This is a genomic window from Pseudorhodoferax sp. Leaf265 (assembly GCF_001422365.1).
Lineage (GTDB): Bacteria > Pseudomonadota > Gammaproteobacteria > Burkholderiales > Burkholderiaceae_C > Pseudorhodoferax.
In genome coordinates this window covers 325,746-341,921 of the sequence record NZ_LMMT01000038.1, presented here as the reverse complement: position 1 = coordinate 341,921, position 16,176 = coordinate 325,746, and the positions used below count along the sequence as shown (strand labels likewise).

16 protein-coding genes are annotated in these 16,176 nt (G+C 70.3%); 10 read left to right on the top strand and 6 right to left on the bottom strand.

All coding sequences use genetic code 11. The features are described from left to right. Nucleotides 1-103 precede the first annotated feature (103 nt). Nucleotides 104-1,210, top strand: a complete 1,107-nt coding sequence (locus ASF45_RS28720) for an AI-2E family transporter (protein ID WP_056671628.1) — start codon at nucleotides 104-106, stop codon at nucleotides 1,208-1,210. On the opposite strand, the gene ASF45_RS28715 is transcribed toward ASF45_RS28720, so the two are convergent. From ASF45_RS28715 to ASF45_RS28695, 5 genes are all read right to left on the bottom strand, one after another. Beyond that, nucleotides 1,165-2,217 (bottom strand): hypothetical protein, encoded by a 1,053-nt coding sequence (locus tag ASF45_RS28715; RefSeq protein ID WP_056671875.1) that lies wholly within the window; start codon nucleotides 2,215-2,217, stop codon nucleotides 1,165-1,167. The two genes, ASF45_RS28720 and ASF45_RS28715, sit on opposite strands and share 46 nt — an antisense overlap. 5 nt (nucleotides 2,218-2,222) lie before the next feature. Then, nucleotides 2,223-4,157, bottom strand: a complete 1,935-nt coding sequence (locus ASF45_RS28710; RefSeq protein ID WP_056671625.1) for an MFS transporter — start codon at nucleotides 4,155-4,157, stop codon at nucleotides 2,223-2,225. 58 nt (nucleotides 4,158-4,215) lie between these two features. Continuing rightward, on the bottom strand, nucleotides 4,216-5,484 hold the full coding sequence (locus ASF45_RS28705) for an FIST N-terminal domain-containing protein (protein WP_056671622.1): 1,269 nt from the start codon (nucleotides 5,482-5,484) through the stop codon (nucleotides 4,216-4,218). Between the two features lie 75 nt (nucleotides 5,485-5,559). Beyond that, nucleotides 5,560-6,210, bottom strand: coding sequence for a PhaM family polyhydroxyalkanoate granule multifunctional regulatory protein (locus tag ASF45_RS28700; protein ID WP_056671619.1), 651 nt, complete (start codon nucleotides 6,208-6,210; stop codon nucleotides 5,560-5,562). Between the two features lie 42 nt (nucleotides 6,211-6,252). Further along, a complete protein-coding gene (locus tag ASF45_RS28695) occupies nucleotides 6,253-7,248 on the bottom strand; it encodes a fumarylacetoacetate hydrolase family protein (RefSeq protein WP_056671616.1) in 996 nt (331 codons plus the stop codon). 56 nt (nucleotides 7,249-7,304) lie between these two features. On the opposite strand from ASF45_RS28695, the gene ASF45_RS28690 reads away from it, so the two are divergent. From ASF45_RS28690 to purU, 4 genes are all read left to right on the top strand, one after another. Then, entirely contained in the window at nucleotides 7,305-8,447 is a 1,143-nt protein-coding gene (locus tag ASF45_RS28690; protein WP_162244066.1) for a DUF3108 domain-containing protein, read from the top strand. 109 nt (nucleotides 8,448-8,556) lie between these two features. Beyond that, nucleotides 8,557-8,889, top strand: coding sequence for a DUF3567 domain-containing protein (locus ASF45_RS28685; protein WP_056671610.1), 333 nt, complete (start codon nucleotides 8,557-8,559; stop codon nucleotides 8,887-8,889). Nucleotides 8,890-8,936: 47 nt separating this feature from the next. Beyond that, on the top strand, nucleotides 8,937-9,740 hold the full coding sequence (locus ASF45_RS28680; RefSeq protein ID WP_056671607.1) for a ChaN family lipoprotein: 804 nt from the start codon (nucleotides 8,937-8,939) through the stop codon (nucleotides 9,738-9,740). 28 nt (nucleotides 9,741-9,768) lie between these two features. Then, nucleotides 9,769-10,623, top strand: coding sequence for a formyltetrahydrofolate deformylase (gene purU, locus ASF45_RS28675; RefSeq protein WP_056671604.1), 855 nt, complete (start codon nucleotides 9,769-9,771; stop codon nucleotides 10,621-10,623). On the opposite strand, the gene asd is transcribed toward purU, so the two are convergent. Beyond that, entirely contained in the window at nucleotides 10,616-11,476 is an 861-nt protein-coding gene (gene asd / locus ASF45_RS28670; protein WP_056671601.1) for an archaetidylserine decarboxylase, read from the bottom strand. The two genes, purU and asd, sit on opposite strands and share 8 nt — an antisense overlap. An 88-nt stretch (nucleotides 11,477-11,564) precedes the next feature. Here asd and ASF45_RS28665 point away from each other — a divergent pair, with 88 nt between their 5' ends. From ASF45_RS28665 to ASF45_RS28645, 5 genes are all read left to right on the top strand, one after another. Continuing rightward, nucleotides 11,565-12,458 (top strand): LysR substrate-binding domain-containing protein, encoded by an 894-nt coding sequence (locus ASF45_RS28665; protein ID WP_056671598.1) that lies wholly within the window; start codon nucleotides 11,565-11,567, stop codon nucleotides 12,456-12,458. 83 nt (nucleotides 12,459-12,541) lie between these two features. Then, entirely contained in the window at nucleotides 12,542-14,011 is a 1,470-nt protein-coding gene (locus ASF45_RS28660; protein ID WP_056671595.1) for an FAD-linked oxidase C-terminal domain-containing protein, read from the top strand. A gap of 11 nt (nucleotides 14,012-14,022) precedes the next feature. Beyond that, nucleotides 14,023-15,096 carry an ATP-binding protein gene (locus ASF45_RS28655; RefSeq protein ID WP_162244065.1) on the top strand — a complete coding sequence of 358 codons (1,074 nt, stop codon included), beginning with the start codon at nucleotides 14,023-14,025 and terminating at the stop codon, nucleotides 15,094-15,096. Further along, complete coding sequence (locus ASF45_RS28650; RefSeq protein ID WP_056671593.1) at nucleotides 15,093-15,440, top strand: CidA/LrgA family protein; 348 nt, start codon at nucleotides 15,093-15,095, stop codon at nucleotides 15,438-15,440. Before ASF45_RS28655 ends, ASF45_RS28650 begins: the two co-directional genes overlap by 4 nt. 8 nt (nucleotides 15,441-15,448) lie before the next feature. Beyond that, nucleotides 15,449-16,174, top strand: a complete 726-nt coding sequence (locus tag ASF45_RS28645) for an LrgB family protein (protein WP_056671590.1) — start codon at nucleotides 15,449-15,451, stop codon at nucleotides 16,172-16,174. Nucleotides 16,175-16,176: the final 2 nt, after the last annotated feature.

Sequence of the window (16,176 nt, the reverse complement as noted above, 5' to 3'; positions counted from 1 at the left end):
TCGACGGGGGTTGCAACAAGCGGTGTCTATACTTTTCGGCTTCGCCGTACCCTGAGACCGCGTGCGCTGACCGGGCGCAGCGCTCACCACGAGACACCCGCCCATGCCCCCGGTCCTGCAAGCCCCCCTGATCGCCCGCCTGCTGCTGCTGCTGGTGCTGGCCGCGGGCGTCTATTTCTTCCGCGGCTTCCTGGTGCCAGTGCTGGCGGCGCTGATCATCGGTTTCGCGAGCTGGCCGCTGTATGCGCGGCTGGTGCAGCGCTGCGGCGGCCGCACGGCGCTGGCGGCCAGCCTGGCCACGCTGGTGGTCGTGATCGGGCTCGTCGTTCCGCTGTCGCTGGCGCTGCACTACGCCTTGCAGGAAGCCGCGACCTTCGTGCAGTGGCTGCTCAAGGCCAACCGGGTCGGCGCGGCCGTGCCGCACTGGGTGCAGGAATTCCCGCTGGTCGGCGAGCGCATGGCGCAGTGGTGGGTGGAGCACCTGGGCGCGCCGGGCGCCCTGGGCGAATGGGTGGAGCTGCTGAGCGGCCAGCACATCGGCAACATCTACCGGCTGGCCCTGGCCACCACCGGCAACCTGCTGCAGCTGGCGCTCACGCTGCTGTTCATGCTCATCACGCTGTTCTTCATCTACAAGGACGGCGCGCGCTTCGCGGCTCAGCTCGACGTGGTCGGCGAACGCACGCTGCCGCAACGCTGGCAGCGCTTCTCGCGCGTGGTGCCGGCCACGGTCAGCTCCACCGTCACGGGCATGGGCCTGATCGCACTCGGCGAGGGCCTGGTGCTGGGCGTGGCCTACTGGGTCGCGGGCGTGCCATCGCCTGTGTTGCTGGGCGTGGTCACCGGCTTCATGGCGCTGATCCCGGGCGGCGCGCCGCTGTCGTTCACGCTGGTCTCGCTGTACCTGGTGGGCGGCGGGCACTTCGCGGCCGGCGTGGGCCTGTTCCTGTGGGGCTCGATCGAACTCTTCATCGTCGACAAGACGCTGCGCCCGCACCTGGTGGGTGGGCCGGTCAAGCTGCCCTTTCTGCCGACCTTCTTCGGCCTGGTCGGCGGGGTCAAGACCATGGGCTTCGTCGGCCTGTTCGTCGGCCCGGTGCTGATGGCGCTGCTGGTGGCGATCTGGCGCGAATGGGTGCTCAGCATCCGCACCGAGCAGGCGCCTCAGCCGCCGGACGTCGGGCGCGCGGCCGACGTGCCGCACGCATAGCAGAACTTCGAGAACGCGCTCTTGCGCGCCTGGCAGGCCGCGCAGCGGTCGAACAGGTGGATGCCGCAGTGCGGGCAGTAGTCGATGGCCGGGTCCTTGAGGTCCACGCCGCGCTCGCAGCCGGGGCACACGCCCTTGCCCAGCCGCGTCAATGCAGTGTCGTAGCTGAGTTCGTTGCGGCGCACGGCGTCGGGCTGGTCTTCGGCGAGCCGCTGGCGCGCCAGGTAGCGGTTCAGCGCGAGGATGGCGTAGCGGCCGGCCAGCACCGTCAGCACGATGCCCACGATGTAGCGCACATAGCCGCCGTAGCTGGGCAGGTAGGGCACCAGCTCGACGAAGAACGCGAACAGCGCGAAGAAGATGAAGCCCCAGACGAAGGGCCACCAGGTGCTCTTGCGCTTCCTGGCGAACAGCCAGCCGGCCAGCGCCAGCAGGGGCAGCGTCAGGGCCAGGCGGTAGCCGAACACGCGCAGCTCCATGCGGCGCTCTTCCGCATCCATCGCCTTGTGTGCAACCGCCTCCAGATCGTTCAGCTGCGCACGCACGTCGTCCAGCCGCTGGGCCTGGTCCAGCCCAGCCTGGCGCAGCGTGTCGATGCGGCGTTGGGCTTCGCCCTCCTTGGCCTTCAGCGCGTCCAGGCCTTTGGTGCGTGCGATCAGTTCGGCGTCCTGGTCGGGCTGCGCCGTGGCGCGCCGCGTCGCCAGCCAGTTGGTGAAGGTCTCGCGCGCAGCCACCGTGGCCTGCTGCGCCACCTGCAAGGCCAGCTCGGCCTGTTCGCGCGCGGCCTCCGACTGCTGCTGGGCCAGTTCACCCTCGCGCAGCTGGGCGCGCAGCGGCTCGGCGGCGGCCCGGTCGATGAAGTCGTCCAGTTGCAGGCTGCGCTCGACCTGCGGCAGGTCGCCCACGATGCTGCCGCCCAGCCCGATCAGAAAGCTGGCGAACACGAAGGCCACGAGCCACAGCCCGCGGCGGAACCACTTTTCCGACAGACGCAGTGCATTGGCCATGGTGCTCATTCTCCCGGCTGCTGGACCAACAAGGCGGCTACCGCGCCCTGCAGCGCCTCGGGCGTCGCCGTGTCAAACGCCAGCGCGGGCCCCACGTTCAAGCCCACGCGGCTGAAGGCGCCGCGCCGGAACGGCCGCACCATGGCCCCGCCGGCCTCGATGCGGCTGAAGTACGAACCCCACAGGTTGGTCAGCGCCATCGGCACCACGGGCACGGCCAGGCCGTCGGCGCGGGCCTGGGTCAGGATCTTGGCCACGCCACCCTTGAAGGTCTGCAAGCTGCCGTCGCGCGTGATGCCGCCCTCCGGGAAGATACCCAGCAGATCGCCCTCGCGCAGCACCTGGGCCGCCGCGGCCATGGCGGCGGCATAGGCTGCGGGATCCTCCTTCTGCGGCGCGATCGGGATCGCTTTGGCCAGCCGGAACAGCCAGCCCAGCACCGGCACGCGGAAGATGCGGTGGTCCATCACGAAGCGGATCGGCCGCGGGCTTGCGGCCATGAGCAGGATGGCGTCGACGAAGCTCACGTGGTTGCAGACCAGCACGGCCGGCCCGGCCAGCGGGATGTGGGCGTCGCCGCGCACGCGAAAGCGGTAGACGAAGTGCGAGAGCACCCAGGCGATGAAGCGCAGCAGGTACTCGGGCACCAGCAGGAAGATGTACAGACCCACGACGGCATTGGCCAGGGCCGTGAACAGGAACACCTGCGGCACCGTGAAGCCCGCGCCGAGCAGCGCGCCTGCGATCAGGCTGCTCGCGATCATGAACAGCGCATTGAGGATGTTGTTGGCCGCGATGATGCGGGCACGGTGCGTGGCCGGGCTGCGCAGCTGGATCAGCGCGTACATGGGCACGCTGTACAGGCCGGCCGACAGCGCCAGCAGCCCCAGGTCGGCCATGACGCGCCAGTGCGCGGGCCGGGCCAAGAACTCCGAGAGACCCAGCAGGGTGGAGGCCGGCAGGCCGCGCAGCGCGAAGTACAGGTCCACGCCGAACACGCTCATGCCGATCGCGCCCAGCGGCACCAGGCCGATCTCCACATGGCGCCGGCTCAGCACCTCGCAGAGCAGCGAGCCGATGGCGATGCCGATGGAAAACACCACGAGCAGCAGCGAGGCCACGTGCTCGTCGCCGTGCAGCACCTCCTTGGCCAGGCTGGGGAACTGGCTCAGGAACACCGCGCCGAAGAACCACATCCAGCTGATGCCCAAAAGCGAGCGGAACACCACGGTGTTGCCATGCGCGAGCTTGAGGTTGCGCCAGGTCTCGCTGACCGGATTCCAGTTGATGCGCAACTGCGGGTCGGTGGCCGGCAGCTGCGGTATGCCCTGCGCCGCAAGCCGGCCCGCCAGCGCCAGGCCCACGCAGCCGATGGCCACGTAGGTCCGGCCCACGCCGGGCAGCGCGATCAGCAGCCCGCCCACGATGTTGCCGAGCAGGATGGCGACGAAGGTGCCCATCTCCACCATGCCGTTGCCGCCCGTCAGTTCGCGCTCGTGCAGCACCTGGGGCAGGTAGGCGAACTTGACCGGCCCGAAGAGCGTGGAGTGCAGGCCCATCAGGAAGGTGCAGGCCAGCAGCAGCGGCACCTGCAGGCCCACGTTGCCCGAGAGGAAGCCGACCGCCGCCAGCGCCATGATGGCGATCTCCAGGTTCTTGACGAAGCGGATCACCTGGGTCTTGGGCAGCTTGTCGGTCAGTTGCCCGCTGGTGGCCGAGAACAGCAGGAACGGCAGGATGAACAGCGCGCCGATCACCAGCCCCGCCATGGCCGGCGGCAGCCAGGCCACGCTCAACTGGTAGGTCACCATCACCGTGAAGGCGAACTTGAACAGGTTGTCGTTGGCCGCGCCCGAGAACTGCGTCCAGAAGAACGGCGCGAAGCGGCGCTGGCGCAGCAGGGCGAACTGGTTGGGGTGGGTCTGGTCGTCGGCGATCATGGCTGCCCAGGATTGTGGATGCCGCCATGCTGCCACGCCCGCAGGCGTGGCCGGGGGCTCAATCCGTCGCGGTGAACACCGTCAGCACACCGGTATAGCCGTACAGGTGGTGGCGGGCGATCTCGCCGCCCGCGAAGAAACCGACCAGCGGCACGTCGCCGAGCGCGTGGCGCACGATCTGCAGCTCGGCGCTGGGGCCGCCGAAGTGCGCGCCGCCGCGGCTCGCGCAGCTCACATACACGGCGCCGGCCATGCGCCGCGCCGGGTGCGGCGCCGAGGCGGCCAGGTTGTTCGACAGCGCGAGCGCGGCCTCGGCTGGCATGTCCTCGGGCTCCAGTTCCTCGCGGATCTCGGCGCAGACGCGGACCAGATCGGCCCGCGCGGCCTGCGCATTGCGCTGGCAGAACGACAGCCGCATGCCGATCTCCAGCGTCTCGGCGATCGCCACGCCCGCGCGCGCCGGGTCCAGGCCGATGATGTGGCGCACGCGCACATCGGGGCCGAAGCTTCCAGGCCGACGCACAGCGTCGCTGCCGGCAGCACCGGGTGCGGCACGCAGCCCGGCCAGCGTGGCGCGCACGCGGCCCAGGGCCTCGCGCGGCTCGTCGAGCGAGACGCCTAGGTCGCCCAGCAGCACCTGCAGCGCGGGCTCACCATCGAGCGCGGTGACGACGTTGCCCTCGCAGGCCGTCACGCTGCGCTCGGGCGCGATGGGCTGGCAGCCCTGGGTCACGCGCGAACTCAGCGCCACGTCCTGCGTAAAGGCCACGCCCGACAGGCCGCCGTGGAACACGCCGCGCGCGCCGCCCTGGCCCTTGATGTTGCCGTTGCCGCCGGTGGCGAACTGCACCGTGCTACCGCGGCTGGAGGCCAGGCCACCGAACAGGTAGCCGGTGTCGGTGCGGCCCGCCATCTCGGCCACGAGTTCGGCGAGATCCTGGGTGTTGCCGTCGGCATGGACCAGGGCCGTGTGCGCCTCGAAGGCCATGCCCAGCGGCGCCACGCCCGAGAACACGCGGTACTGGTGCGCCGGCAGGCCCAGCAGCATGACGGCCATGGCGGGCTCGTCAAAGTACTCGACGTTGTTGGCGGCGATGCCCACGCCCACCGTGCCCGACCAGTCGGTGACCTCCGGCAGTTCGGCGCTCAGGTGGTCCAGGATGTCCTGGGCCGCGCTGGCGTAGTGGTCGGTGATGTAGAGCAGCGCCAGCGCGGGCGCGCTCGCGTAATCCGGCAGGGCCAGCTGCGCGCGCAGCTGCGCCAGCACCAGGCCGGCGGCCATCCGCCACTGCGGGTGGGTCGCGTGGGCGTAGGGAAATAGCTTCATGGGGTCATCCTGCCATGGGCCGCACGCGCCGCAGCGCTTGGCCCCATGGCACGCATGGGCGCGTCGGGCCGCGCCTCAAGGGGCACGTTTGCGCGGTGCCGCCTTCTTGGTGGGGGCTGCGGCTTTCCTGGCCGGTGCGGCAGGCGTCTTGGCGGCGGCATGCGGCCGCGCGGGCGCCGCGCCCGGCTCGGGCGTGGCACGGGCTGCGGCCTCTTTCATGGCCGTGGCGGCGATCTGCTGGAACTGCTGCGTCAGCGCACCCCACCATTGCATGGCGTCGATGACGCCGGGCCGCGCCCCTTCGCCATCGGCGGCTTCCTCGGCCTGCGGCGCGGCCGCTGGCGCGGGCTCGGGTGCTGGCCTGGCCACGGACGCAGGCGCCGGTGCGCGCGCCGTGGTGGCTTCGGGCGGTTGTACCGTGAAGGCCTTGGCCACCTCGGACATGCTCACGTTCATGCCCTTGAGCGTGGCCAGCGTCATCTTCTGCACTTCGAGCGCCTGGATCGTGGCCTTGAGCGCCATGGCGTTCTGGTCCAGCCAGAACTGCACGGCCTTGAGTTCGCTGATGCGCTTGTCCAGGTCTTCCACGCTCAGCGTGGGGGCAACCCAACCGCCCAGGCCAGGCATCTGCGGCATGCTCTGCGCCGCGCCCTTGGCCAGGCTTTGCAGGAAGTCGAAGCCGGGGACGAACTTGCCGAAGCCGGCGGCGGGTGTCTCGTTGCTCATGGGGTCTCCTCCTGGGTCGGGGTTGTGGGGCACGCGTGCAGCTTACTGCACCGGCGCGAAGCCGCTGGCGGGTCTGGCCTCGGCGCGGTCCAGCGCCACGATCTCCTGCTCGATCGCGCCGAACAGGCTGTGGCCTTCGCCGTCCTTCATCTCGGTGCGCACGGTGTCGCCCAGGCGCAGAAAAGCGGTGCGGACCTCGCCGTCCTGCGCCTGCTCGAAGGCGCGCTTGTCGGCGATCGCGTGGTAGCCCTTGGGCCAGTCACGCCGCTTGCCGTTGTCCACGCCGCGCTGGCGCACGGTGCCGGCGCCCACGATGCTGCCGGCGCGCAGGCCGCGCGTGGCGCAGAGGTGGGCGATCAGCTCACCGAAGGACCAGCGCATGTCCTCGTCGGCGTCGGCGATGCCCACGCGCCGGCCGTTCCAGTTGGTCTGCAGCGCCAGGCCCACGCGGCCCTGCGCCCAGGCCTCGCCGAGTTCGTCGGGCGTCACGGCCACCGGGCCGAAGGCCGTGGCGGGCAGGCGCTGCACGGCCGACAGGCCGGCCGCCTGCAGCTGCACGGCATTGGCCAGCAGCAGAAGGCGCACGCCTTCCAGTGCCTGGGCCGGGCTGGCGCGCTGGGGCAGGTCCCCCGTGACGACGGCCAGGCCGGCGCCGAAGTCCATCTCCAGCTGCTCGGCGGCCAGCACCAGCGGGTCGCAGGGGCCGCACAGGCTGTCGCCTGCGGCCAGGCGGAAGCCCGGATCGGCCGCGTCGGCGGGCTCGAGGCCGTGCTCCCAGGCCTGGGCCAGCGCCCAATGGCAGGCGCGGGGCAGCGGCGCCATGCACTGACGCGGGTCGAACGGGAACGCATGGCGCGCGCGCTCGGCGTTCAACGCGTCGTAGAGGTCCTGCAACTGCGGGGCGATGAAGTTCCAATCGTCCAGGGCTTGCTGCAGATGGTGGGCGGCATGGGTGGCGTAGTGCGCACTGGCCAGGTCGCGCGAGACGACGACCAGCTGGCCGTCGCGTGAGCCGTCCTTGTAGGTGGCGAGTTTCATGGGGTGATCGGTGGGGCTCGATGGCGCCGGGCCAGCGCCCGGCAGACAATCCGGGCGTGCAAGCAGATCGCATGGCGGCCGGTGGGGCGCAGGATACAAGCAATTCGCGCAGCAGCCGGCCGCTGCTGGCGCTGGGCGCGGTCGTGGTCCTGGCCCACCTGGTGGCGCTGCAGCAACTGCCGGCCATGCTGGCGCCGCCCGACCTCGCGCAGACCCGCGCCTTCACCACGCGCAGCATCGTGGTCCAGCCACCGCCAGCGCCCGTGGTCGCGGCACCGGAACCTGCGCCACCGCCGCCCCCCCCTCCACGCCGCAAGCCACGTCCCGCACCGGAGGCCGCGGCGCCACCCGCGCCGGTGGCCGAGGCGCCCGTTGCCATGGCGGCACCAGAGCCCCCAGCCGTGGAGCCCGATCCGGCTGCTGTGCCTGCACAGGAAGCCGCCTCCCAGCCCGAGCCACCAGCACAGGCGGCCTCCGCGCCAGAAGCGGGACCCGCACCTGCCCCAGCGCCAGCCCCGGAGCCGGCGGCGCCCCCAGCCCCCGCGACCGCCCTGGCCCTGGGCATCCCCGGCTCGGTGCGGCTCAAGTACACACTGACGGGAGAGGCCAAGCAGCAGACCTACCACGCCATGGGCGAACTGCTGTGGCTGCAGGACGGCAAGACCTACGACGCCCGGCTCGAATACAGCGCCTTCTTGATCGGCTCGCGCGTGCGCACCAGCAGCGGCAAGCTCAGCGAACGCGGCCTGGAGCCCACGCGCTTCTCCGACAAATGGCGCAAGCGCGACCTGGCGGCGCATTTCGAGCGCGACAAGGGCATCGTGAGCTTCAGCGCGAACACGCCCAGCGCGCCGCTGCTGCCCGATGCGCAGGACCAACTCAGCGTGCTGCTGCAGCTCTCTGCCATGGTGGCGGGCGATCCGGCCCGCTTCGGGGCGGGCGCCAGCGTCACGCTGCCCGTGGTCGGCCCGCGCGACGCCGATGTCTGGACCTTCACGATCCAGGGCGAGGAACTCTCTTACCTGCCCTACGACAACCTGCAGACCCTCAAGCTCACGCGCAACCCGCGCAAGGAATTCGACCAGAAGGTCGAGGCCTGGCTGGCCCCCAGCCTGGCCTACATGCCCGTGCGGGTGCGCATCACCCAGCCCAACGGCGACTTCGTGGACCAGCTGCTGCGCAGCGTGGACAGCCCCTGAACGGACTTTTTTGGCAGGTAGTCGCAGGACTACCACAGTCCGGCCTTGAAACCGGCCCGGAAGTTGCAATCTAGGGAGCAAGATAGCGCCAATTGGAAAGGGCACCGACATGAACATGCTGTATGACTCCGACTCCTTCGTGGTGGTCCACATGGAGCCGCACGCCGGTGACATCGACGTGCAGATGCAGGATGGCGTGGGTCTGGTCGCGCGTGCCAAGGACAAGGACGCCACGCCTGCCACCCATCCGGCCTTGGAACGCCACGGTTTCGAGATCGTCGACAAGCGCTCCGGCAAGGAGGTCTATCTGGATGGTTCCTGGGCCGAACTGTTCCAGCAGCAGATCGCTGCCTGGCGTGCCCACACGCCGACCCAGGAAGAGGTCGAGGACACGCTGGACCGCTATGCCGAACTGGCGCAGAACCCGGTCGTGATGCATTGACCCTGCCACCGGGCCGGCCATCGCCGGGTCCGGTGCATCATCGGGGCATGCAACGGGCTCCGCGCATTTTTGTCATCCTGGCCACCGTTCTGGTGGCCTTTTTGTTGGGCGGCTGCGCCAGCGGACGCTCTCAGGACGGGGTTTCGGCCCTTCTGCCGGCCGATGCCATCCTGCTGGGTGAGCAACACGACGCCCCCGAACACCAACAGGCCCATGCCCGCGCCGTGCGCGACCTGTCCAGCCGCGGCCGGCTCGCGGCCCTGGTTGTCGAAATGGCCGATGCCGGCCAGACCACGGCTGGCCTGCCACCCCAGGCGGACGAAGCGGCCGTACGCCAGGCGCTGCAGTGGAACGACAAGGCCTGGCCCTGGGCGGCCTACGGGCCGGCGGTGATGGCCGCCGTGCAGGCGGGCGTTCCGGTGCTGGGCGGCAACCTGCCACGCGTGCGCTTTGCCGCGGTCATGCAGGACGAGACGCTGGACGCCACGCTGCCGCCGCCGGCCCTGGCCGCGCAGCGGCAGGCCATCCGCGCCGGCCACTGCGATCTGCTGCCGGCGACACAACTGGCGCCCATGGCCCGCATCCAGATCGCGCGCGACCAGTCCATGGCCCGCGCGCTGCAGGCCGCGGCCCGGACAGGCCAGGTGGTGCTGCTGCTGGCCGGCAGCGGGCATGTCGACCGGCAACTCGGCGTGCCGCAACACCTGCCACCTGGCTTCACGGTGCGTGCCGTGCGTCTGCAGGCTGGCGGAACGGCCACTGCAGCACCAGCCTTCGACACGGTGTGGACCACACCCGCGCTGCCGGCCAGGGACCATTGCACCGCGCTGCGCCAGCGCCTGGGCAGGTGAAGCGGGGGGCTGCGACAATCGCGCCCCTATGACGACGACCAGCGCCTCCTACATCCTGACCCTGTCCTGTCCCGACCGCACCGGCATCGTCCACGCCGTGTCCGGCTTCCTGTTCGAGCGCGGGGCCAACATCGAAGAGGCGGCCCAGTACAACGACCACGCCACCGGCCTGTTCTTCATGCGCGTGCGCTTCGCCAGCAGCGACGACCACGCCACGCTGCAGGCCCAGCTGACCCCGTTCGCCGAAGGCTTCCAGATGCGCTGGAGCCTGCATGCCACGGCCGAGCCCATGCGCACCGTCATCATGGTCAGCAAGGAAGGCCATTGCCTGAACGACCTGCTGTTCCGCTGGAAGAGCGGGCTGCTGCCGGTGGACATCCGCGCCATCGTTTCCAACCACCGCGACTTCTACCAGCTGGCGGCCAGCTACAACGTGCCGTTCCACCACATCCCGGTGACCGGCGCCACCAAGACCCAGGCCGAGGCACGCGCACTGGAGGTGATCCAGGGCGAGAACGCCGAACTCGTGGTGCTGGCGCGCTACATGCAAATCCTGTCGGACGACCTGTGCCGCAAGCTGGCCGGCCGCGCGATCAACATCCACCACTCGTTCCTGCCCAGCTTCAAGGGTGCCAAGCCCTACTACCAGGCGCACGACCGCGGCGTGAAGCTGATCGGCGCCACGGCGCACTACGTGACGGCCGACCTGGACGAAGGCCCCATCATCGAGCAGGACGTGGCCCGCGCGGACCACAGCAAGACCGTGGAAGACCTGACGGCCATGGGCCGCGACACCGAGAGCCAGGTGCTGGCGCGCGCGGTCAAGTGGCACAGCGAGCACCGCGTGCTGCTGAACGGCCACAAGACCGTGATCTTCAAGTAGCTGGAGAACCCCAGTCGGCCATGCGCTCGCCCAGGCGGATCGCACGGGCCGGCGCCCAGTCGGGGTTGAAGGCCAGCGGGCCTTGCGGGAACAGCATCACCACGGTGGAGCCCAGCAGGAAGCGGCCCATCTCCTCGCCCTGGCGCAGCGTGATGGCTTCATCGCCGTCGTAGCGCCATTCGCGCAGCTCCCCCAGCCGCGGCGGATTCACCACGCCGTGCCACACGGTCGCCATGCTGCCGACGATGGTGGCGCCCACCAGGGTCAGCACGAAGGGGCCGTGCGCCGTCTCGAACACGCAGACCACGCGCTCGTTGCGCGCGAACAGGCCCGGCACGCCGCGCGCCGTGGTCGGGTTCACCGAGAACAGCTCGCCCGGCACGTAGACCATGCGCACGAGCCGCCCGTCGCAGGGCATGTGGATGCGGTGGTAGTCGCGCGGGCTCAGGTACAGCGTGGCGAAGCTGCCATGGCGGAAATGCCCGGCCAGCGCCGCGTCGCCGCCGACCAGCGCGCGCGTGGAATAGGCGTGGCCCTTGGCCTGGAAGATCTGGTCGTCCTCGATGCGGCCGAACTGGCTGATGGCGCCATCGACCGGGCAGACCAGATCGGCCTGCGCGAGTGGCCGCGCGCCGTCCTTGAGCGCCCGCGTGAAGAACTCGTTGAAGCTGGGATAGGACGCGATGTCCGGATCGGCCGCCTCGGCCATGTCGACGCCATACTTGTTGACGAACCAGCGGATCAGCGCCGTGGTGCGTGCGCCGCGCCGGGCCGAGGCCACCCGTCCTGCGAACCGTGTCAGACGGTGCTTGGGCAACAGGTATTGCGGCAGGACGGCAAGGCGATCAGACAAGTGGGCACTCTCTTCCTCGGGACGTCTTCGAGTGTAGCGGGCGCCCTGGGGCAGCACGTAGGCCAGCGGCTGCAACGACAATCGGACGATGGCCGCCACCGCCCGCATTCCGCCGATCCAGTGCCTGCTGACCTTCGAGGCGCTGGCGCGGCTGCGCAGCGTCACGCTGGCGGCCGACGAACTCTGCGTCACGCCCAGCGCCGTCAGCCACCGCGTGCGCCAGCTGGAGCAAAGCATCGGCACCAAGCTGTTCGGCCGCGCAGACTTCTCGCTGACCACCGAGGGCAGCGAGTACCTGGCCCATGTGCGCGAGGGCCTGGCCATGCTGGGCCGCTTTCCGGGCGCCCAACCGGCTCCGGGCAAGCGCAAGCTGCGCCTGGCCGTGACGCCGACCTTCGCGCGCGCCATCCTGATCCCACGGCTGCGCCAGTTCACCGAGGCCTACCCCGAGATCGACCTGCTGCTGCAGGTCAGCATCCCGCTGCTGGACGTGGTGGCCGAAGATGCCGACCTCATGGTGCGCTTCGGCGCCGGCCGCTACGCCGATGTGGAGCATCTGCTGCTGGCGCGCGACGAGGTCACGCCGCTGGCCGCGCCCAGCTACCTGCGCGAGGCCGGTGGCCCCTTCACCCAGGCCGAAGACCTCGAAGGCCAGCGCCTGCTGCGCTCGGCGCTCGACCCCTGGCGCACCTGGTTCGTGGCCCGCAAGCTGGATTGGCCCGAGCCCGGCGAAGGCTCGCAGTTCAACGACGTCGGCCTCATGTGCGACGCGGCTGCGGCCGGCATGGGCATCGCGCTGGTGCGGCTCAAGCTGGCCGCGCCCTGGCTGGACAGCGGAGCCCTGGTGCGCATCGGCACCACGCCCACGTTCACCGAGAGCGTGCCCAGCCCGCATGCGCACTACCTGTGCTGGCGCACTGGCACCATGGACCGCTGGGAGTGCGCGGCCTTCTCCGACTGGTTGCGCCAGGCGCTGGCCTGAAGCCGCTTCACGCGGCGCTTGAACATTCCTCAGCCGCACGGCCGCCACCTGGCGATACAGTCGGTCGCCCGACGAAAGAGACCATGGCCGCCCTTGCATCCGCCCCTGCCGAGACCCTGGCCGCGCTGCGCCGCGTGCTGCCCGCCCACGCCCTGTTGTCGCAGCCCGAGGACACCACGCCTTACGAATGCGACGGGCTCACGGCCTACCGGCAGCGTCCCATGGCCGTGGCGCTGCCCGAAACCTACGAACAGGTGCAGGCCGTGCTCAAGACCTGCCATGCGCTGGGCGTGCCCGTGGTCGCGCGCGGCGCCGGCACCGGCCTGTCGGGCGGCGCCATGCCGCACGCCCAGGGCGTCACGCTGTCCATGGCCAAGTTCAACAAGATCCTCAGGATGGACCCGGTCAGCCGCACGGCCGTCGTGCAATGCGGTGTGCGCAACCTGGCCATCAGCGAGGCCGCCGCGCCGCACGGCCTGTACTACGCACCCGACCCGTCCAGCCAGATTGCCTGCACCATCGGCGGCAACGTGGCGGAGAACTCGGGCGGCGTGCATTGCCTCAAGTACGGGCTGACCGTGCACAACGTGCTGCAGATCAGCGGCTTCACGGCCGAGGGCGAGCCCGTCTCCTTCGGCGGCTCGGCGCTGGACAGCCCCGGACTGGACCTGCTGGCCCTGGCCATCGGCTCCGAAGGCATGCTGGCCGTGGCCACCGAGGTCACGGTCAGGCTCGTGCCCAAGCCCATGCTTGCGCGCTGCATCATGGCCAGCTTCGACGACATGCGCAAAGCCGGCGATGCGGTGGCCGCCGTGATCGCGGCCGGCATCATCCCGGCCGGCCTGGAGATGATGGACAAGCCGATGACGGCCGCCGTGGAGGATTTCGTGCGCGCCGGCTACGACCTCACGGCCGAGGCCATCCTGCTGTGCGAGAGCGACGGCACGCCCGAGGAGGTCGAGGAGGAGATCGGCCGCATGAGCGACGTGCTGCGCGGCTGCGGCGCCACGGCGATTGCCGTGAGCCAGAACGAGGCCGAGCGCCTGCGCTTCTGGAGTGGCCGCAAAAACGCCTTCCCGGCCTCGGGCCGCATCAGTCCCGACTACATGTGCATGGACTCGACCATTCCGCGCAAGCAGCTGGCCGACATCCTGCTTGCCATCGCCGAGATGGAGAAGAAGTACGGCCTGCGCTGCGCCAACGTGTTCCATGCGGGCGACGGCAACCTGCACCCGCTGATCCTGTTCGATGCCAACGACCCTGACCAGCTGCACCGCTGCGAGCTGTTCGGCGCCGACATCCTGGAGACCAGCGTGGCCATGGGCGGCACCGTGACCGGCGAGCACGGCGTGGGCGTGGAAAAGCTCAACAGCATGTGCGTGCAGTTCTCCGCCGAGGAGAACGCGCAGATGTTCGGCATCAAGCATGCCTTCGACCCCAAGGGCCTGCTGAACCCCGGCAAGGTGATTCCCACGCTGAACCGCTGCGCCGAGTACGGAAAGATGCTGGTGCGCGGCGGCAAGATCGCGCACCCGGACCTGCCCCGTTTTTGATTTACGCGCTGGTGGCACTGACATCCGACAGCGTTGCGCAGCACAGTGTCAGCGCCGACAGCCCTGGCCTGCAAGGATCAAGTTGGCTGGCCGCGCAATGGGAAACCGCACGCGCGTTGGCCGCGCAGGCCGGCAGCTGCATCCTGGTTCTCGACGAGGTGCAAAAGCTTCCCGGCTGGACCGAAGAGGTCAAGCGCCTGTGGGACGAAGACACGGCCGCCGGCCGCGACGTGCGGGCCGTGGTACTGGGCTCCGCGTTGCTGCTGGTCGCCCGCGGCCTGACCGAAAGCATGGCCGGCCGCTTCGAGACCACGCGCCTGGGCCACTGGCGCTACACCGAGATGCGTGAAGCCTTCGATTTCACGCTGGAGCAATACATCTTCTTCGGCGGCTACCCGGGCGCCGCGCCGCTGGTGCACGACGAGATGCGCTGGGCCGCCTACATCCGAGACGCACTGATCGAGACCCCCATCAGCAAGGACGTGCTGCTGACGGCCCCGGTGCAAAAGCCGGCGCTGCTGCGCCGGCTGTTCGACCTGGCCTGCCGCTACAGCGGCCAGGTGCTGAGCTGCCAGAAGCTGATGGGCCAGCTGGCCGATGCCGGCAACACCACCACGCTGGCGCATTACCTGGAACTGCTGGAAGGCGCGGGCATGGTCTGCGGGCTGCAGAAGTATTCCGGCAAGGCGCTGCGCCAGCGCGCCTCCAGCCCCAAGCTGCAGGTCTACAACACGGCGTTGATGGGCGCGCTGGCCGTCGCCGAAGGCTGGGGCTTCGCGCAGCTGCGCGCCACACCCGATCAATGGGGCCGCCTGGTCGAGAGCGCCGTGGGCGCCGAACTGCTGGCGCGCCGGCTCACGCACAGCAGCACGCAACCCGCGCTGTACGACTGGCGCGAGGCCGGCCGCGAGGTCGACTACGTGCTGCCCGATGGCAAGGAGCTGTTCGCGCTGGGGGTCAAGAGCGGCCGGCAGCACGGCAATGTCTCCGGGCTCGATGCGTTCCGCGTGGGCCGCTCCAAGGCCAGGCCCATGGTGCTCGGCACCGGCGGTCTCGATCTCCACCACTGGTTCGCGACACCATGATCCCCTTGCGCGGACTGGCCTGGTTGCTGGCCCTGCAGTCGGCGGGCGAGTTGCTCGCGCGTGGCCTGCACCTGCCCTTTCCCGGCCCTGTGATCGGCATGGTGTTGCTGCTCGTGGCCCTGCGCTGGGAACCGGTGCGCACGCCGGTCGCCGCCTGCGCCGATTTCCTGCTCTCGCATCTGTCGCTGCTGTTCGTGCCGGTCGGCGTCGGCGTGATCGTGCACCTGCGGCTGCTGGCGCAATACGGCGGCCGCATGCTGGTGGTGCTGGTGGTGTCCACCTGGGTCGGGCTGGCCGTGACGGCGTTGGTGTTGTACGCAGGGCGCCGGCGCCCACCGAAGTAGGAGAAGCCATGGCGCAGTTCGTCGAACTCTGGGTCTACCTGTCCGCCACGCCGCTGTTCGGGCTGACGGCCACGCTCGTGGTCTACGTGCTGGCCCAGGCCGCCTATGCCCGGCTGGACCATGCGCCCTGGGCCAATCCGGTGCTGTGGAGCGTGCTGTGCATCGGCGCGGTGCTGCTGGTCACGCGCCTGCCCTACCCGACCTACTTCGCGGGCGCGCAGTTCATCCACTTCCTGCTGGGCCCAGCCGTCGTGGCGCTGGGCTGGCCGCTGTGGCAGCGCCGTGCCGAACTGCGCCAGCGCTGGGGCCGGCTGCTGCTGGCCGCGCTGGCCGGTGGCGGGGCTGCCAGTGCCACGGCCGTGGTGCTGGGCCGCGCGCTCGACCTGCCGGCCGACGTGGTGTTGTCGATGGCGCCCAAGTCGGTCACCGCGCCGGTGGCCATGGGCGTGGCCCAGGCCATCGGCGGCATCCCGGCATTGGCGGCCGTGTTCGCGGTGATCACCGGGCTGGTCGGCGCGCTGAGCGGCAAGTACCTGTTCGATGGGCTGCGCATCGCGCGCGACCCAGCCGGCTGGCGGGCGCGCGGCTTCGCGCTCGGCACGGCTGCCCACGGCATCGGCGCGGCACGTGCACTGCAGGTCGACGCCGATGCGGGCGCCTACGCCGGGCTGGCGCTGGGCCTGCAGGTGGTGCTGGCTTCGCTGCTGATCCCGCTGGTGTTCCGCTGGCTCTGAAG

Bases quoted from the DNA above. Each gene is read 5' to 3' on its own strand.
- ASF45_RS28720 (WP_056671628.1), top strand. From the start codon at position 104: ATGCCCCCGGTCCTGCAAGCCCCCCTGATCGCCCGCCTGCTGCTGCTG.
- ASF45_RS28715 (WP_056671875.1), bottom strand. From the start codon at position 2,217: ATGGCCAATGCACTGCGTCTGTCGGAAAAGTGGTTCCGCCGCGGGCTG.
- ASF45_RS28710 (WP_056671625.1), bottom strand. From the start codon at position 4,157: ATGATCGCCGACGACCAGACCCACCCCAACCAGTTCGCCCTGCTGCGC.
- ASF45_RS28705 (WP_056671622.1), bottom strand. From the start codon at position 5,484: ATGAAGCTATTTCCCTACGCCCACGCGACCCACCCGCAGTGGCGGATG.
- ASF45_RS28700 (WP_056671619.1), bottom strand. From the start codon at position 6,210: ATGAGCAACGAGACACCCGCCGCCGGCTTCGGCAAGTTCGTCCCCGGC.
- ASF45_RS28695 (WP_056671616.1), bottom strand. From the start codon at position 7,248: ATGAAACTCGCCACCTACAAGGACGGCTCACGCGACGGCCAGCTGGTC.
- ASF45_RS28685 (WP_056671610.1), top strand. From the start codon at position 8,557: ATGAACATGCTGTATGACTCCGACTCCTTCGTGGTGGTCCACATGGAG.
- ASF45_RS28680 (WP_056671607.1), top strand. From the start codon at position 8,937: ATGCAACGGGCTCCGCGCATTTTTGTCATCCTGGCCACCGTTCTGGTG.
- purU (WP_056671604.1), top strand. From the start codon at position 9,769: ATGACGACGACCAGCGCCTCCTACATCCTGACCCTGTCCTGTCCCGAC.
- ASF45_RS28665 (WP_056671598.1), top strand. From the start codon at position 11,565: ATGGCCGCCACCGCCCGCATTCCGCCGATCCAGTGCCTGCTGACCTTC.
- ASF45_RS28660 (WP_056671595.1), top strand. From the start codon at position 12,542: ATGGCCGCCCTTGCATCCGCCCCTGCCGAGACCCTGGCCGCGCTGCGC.
- ASF45_RS28650 (WP_056671593.1), top strand. From the start codon at position 15,093: ATGATCCCCTTGCGCGGACTGGCCTGGTTGCTGGCCCTGCAGTCGGCG.
- ASF45_RS28645 (WP_056671590.1), top strand. From the start codon at position 15,449: ATGGCGCAGTTCGTCGAACTCTGGGTCTACCTGTCCGCCACGCCGCTG.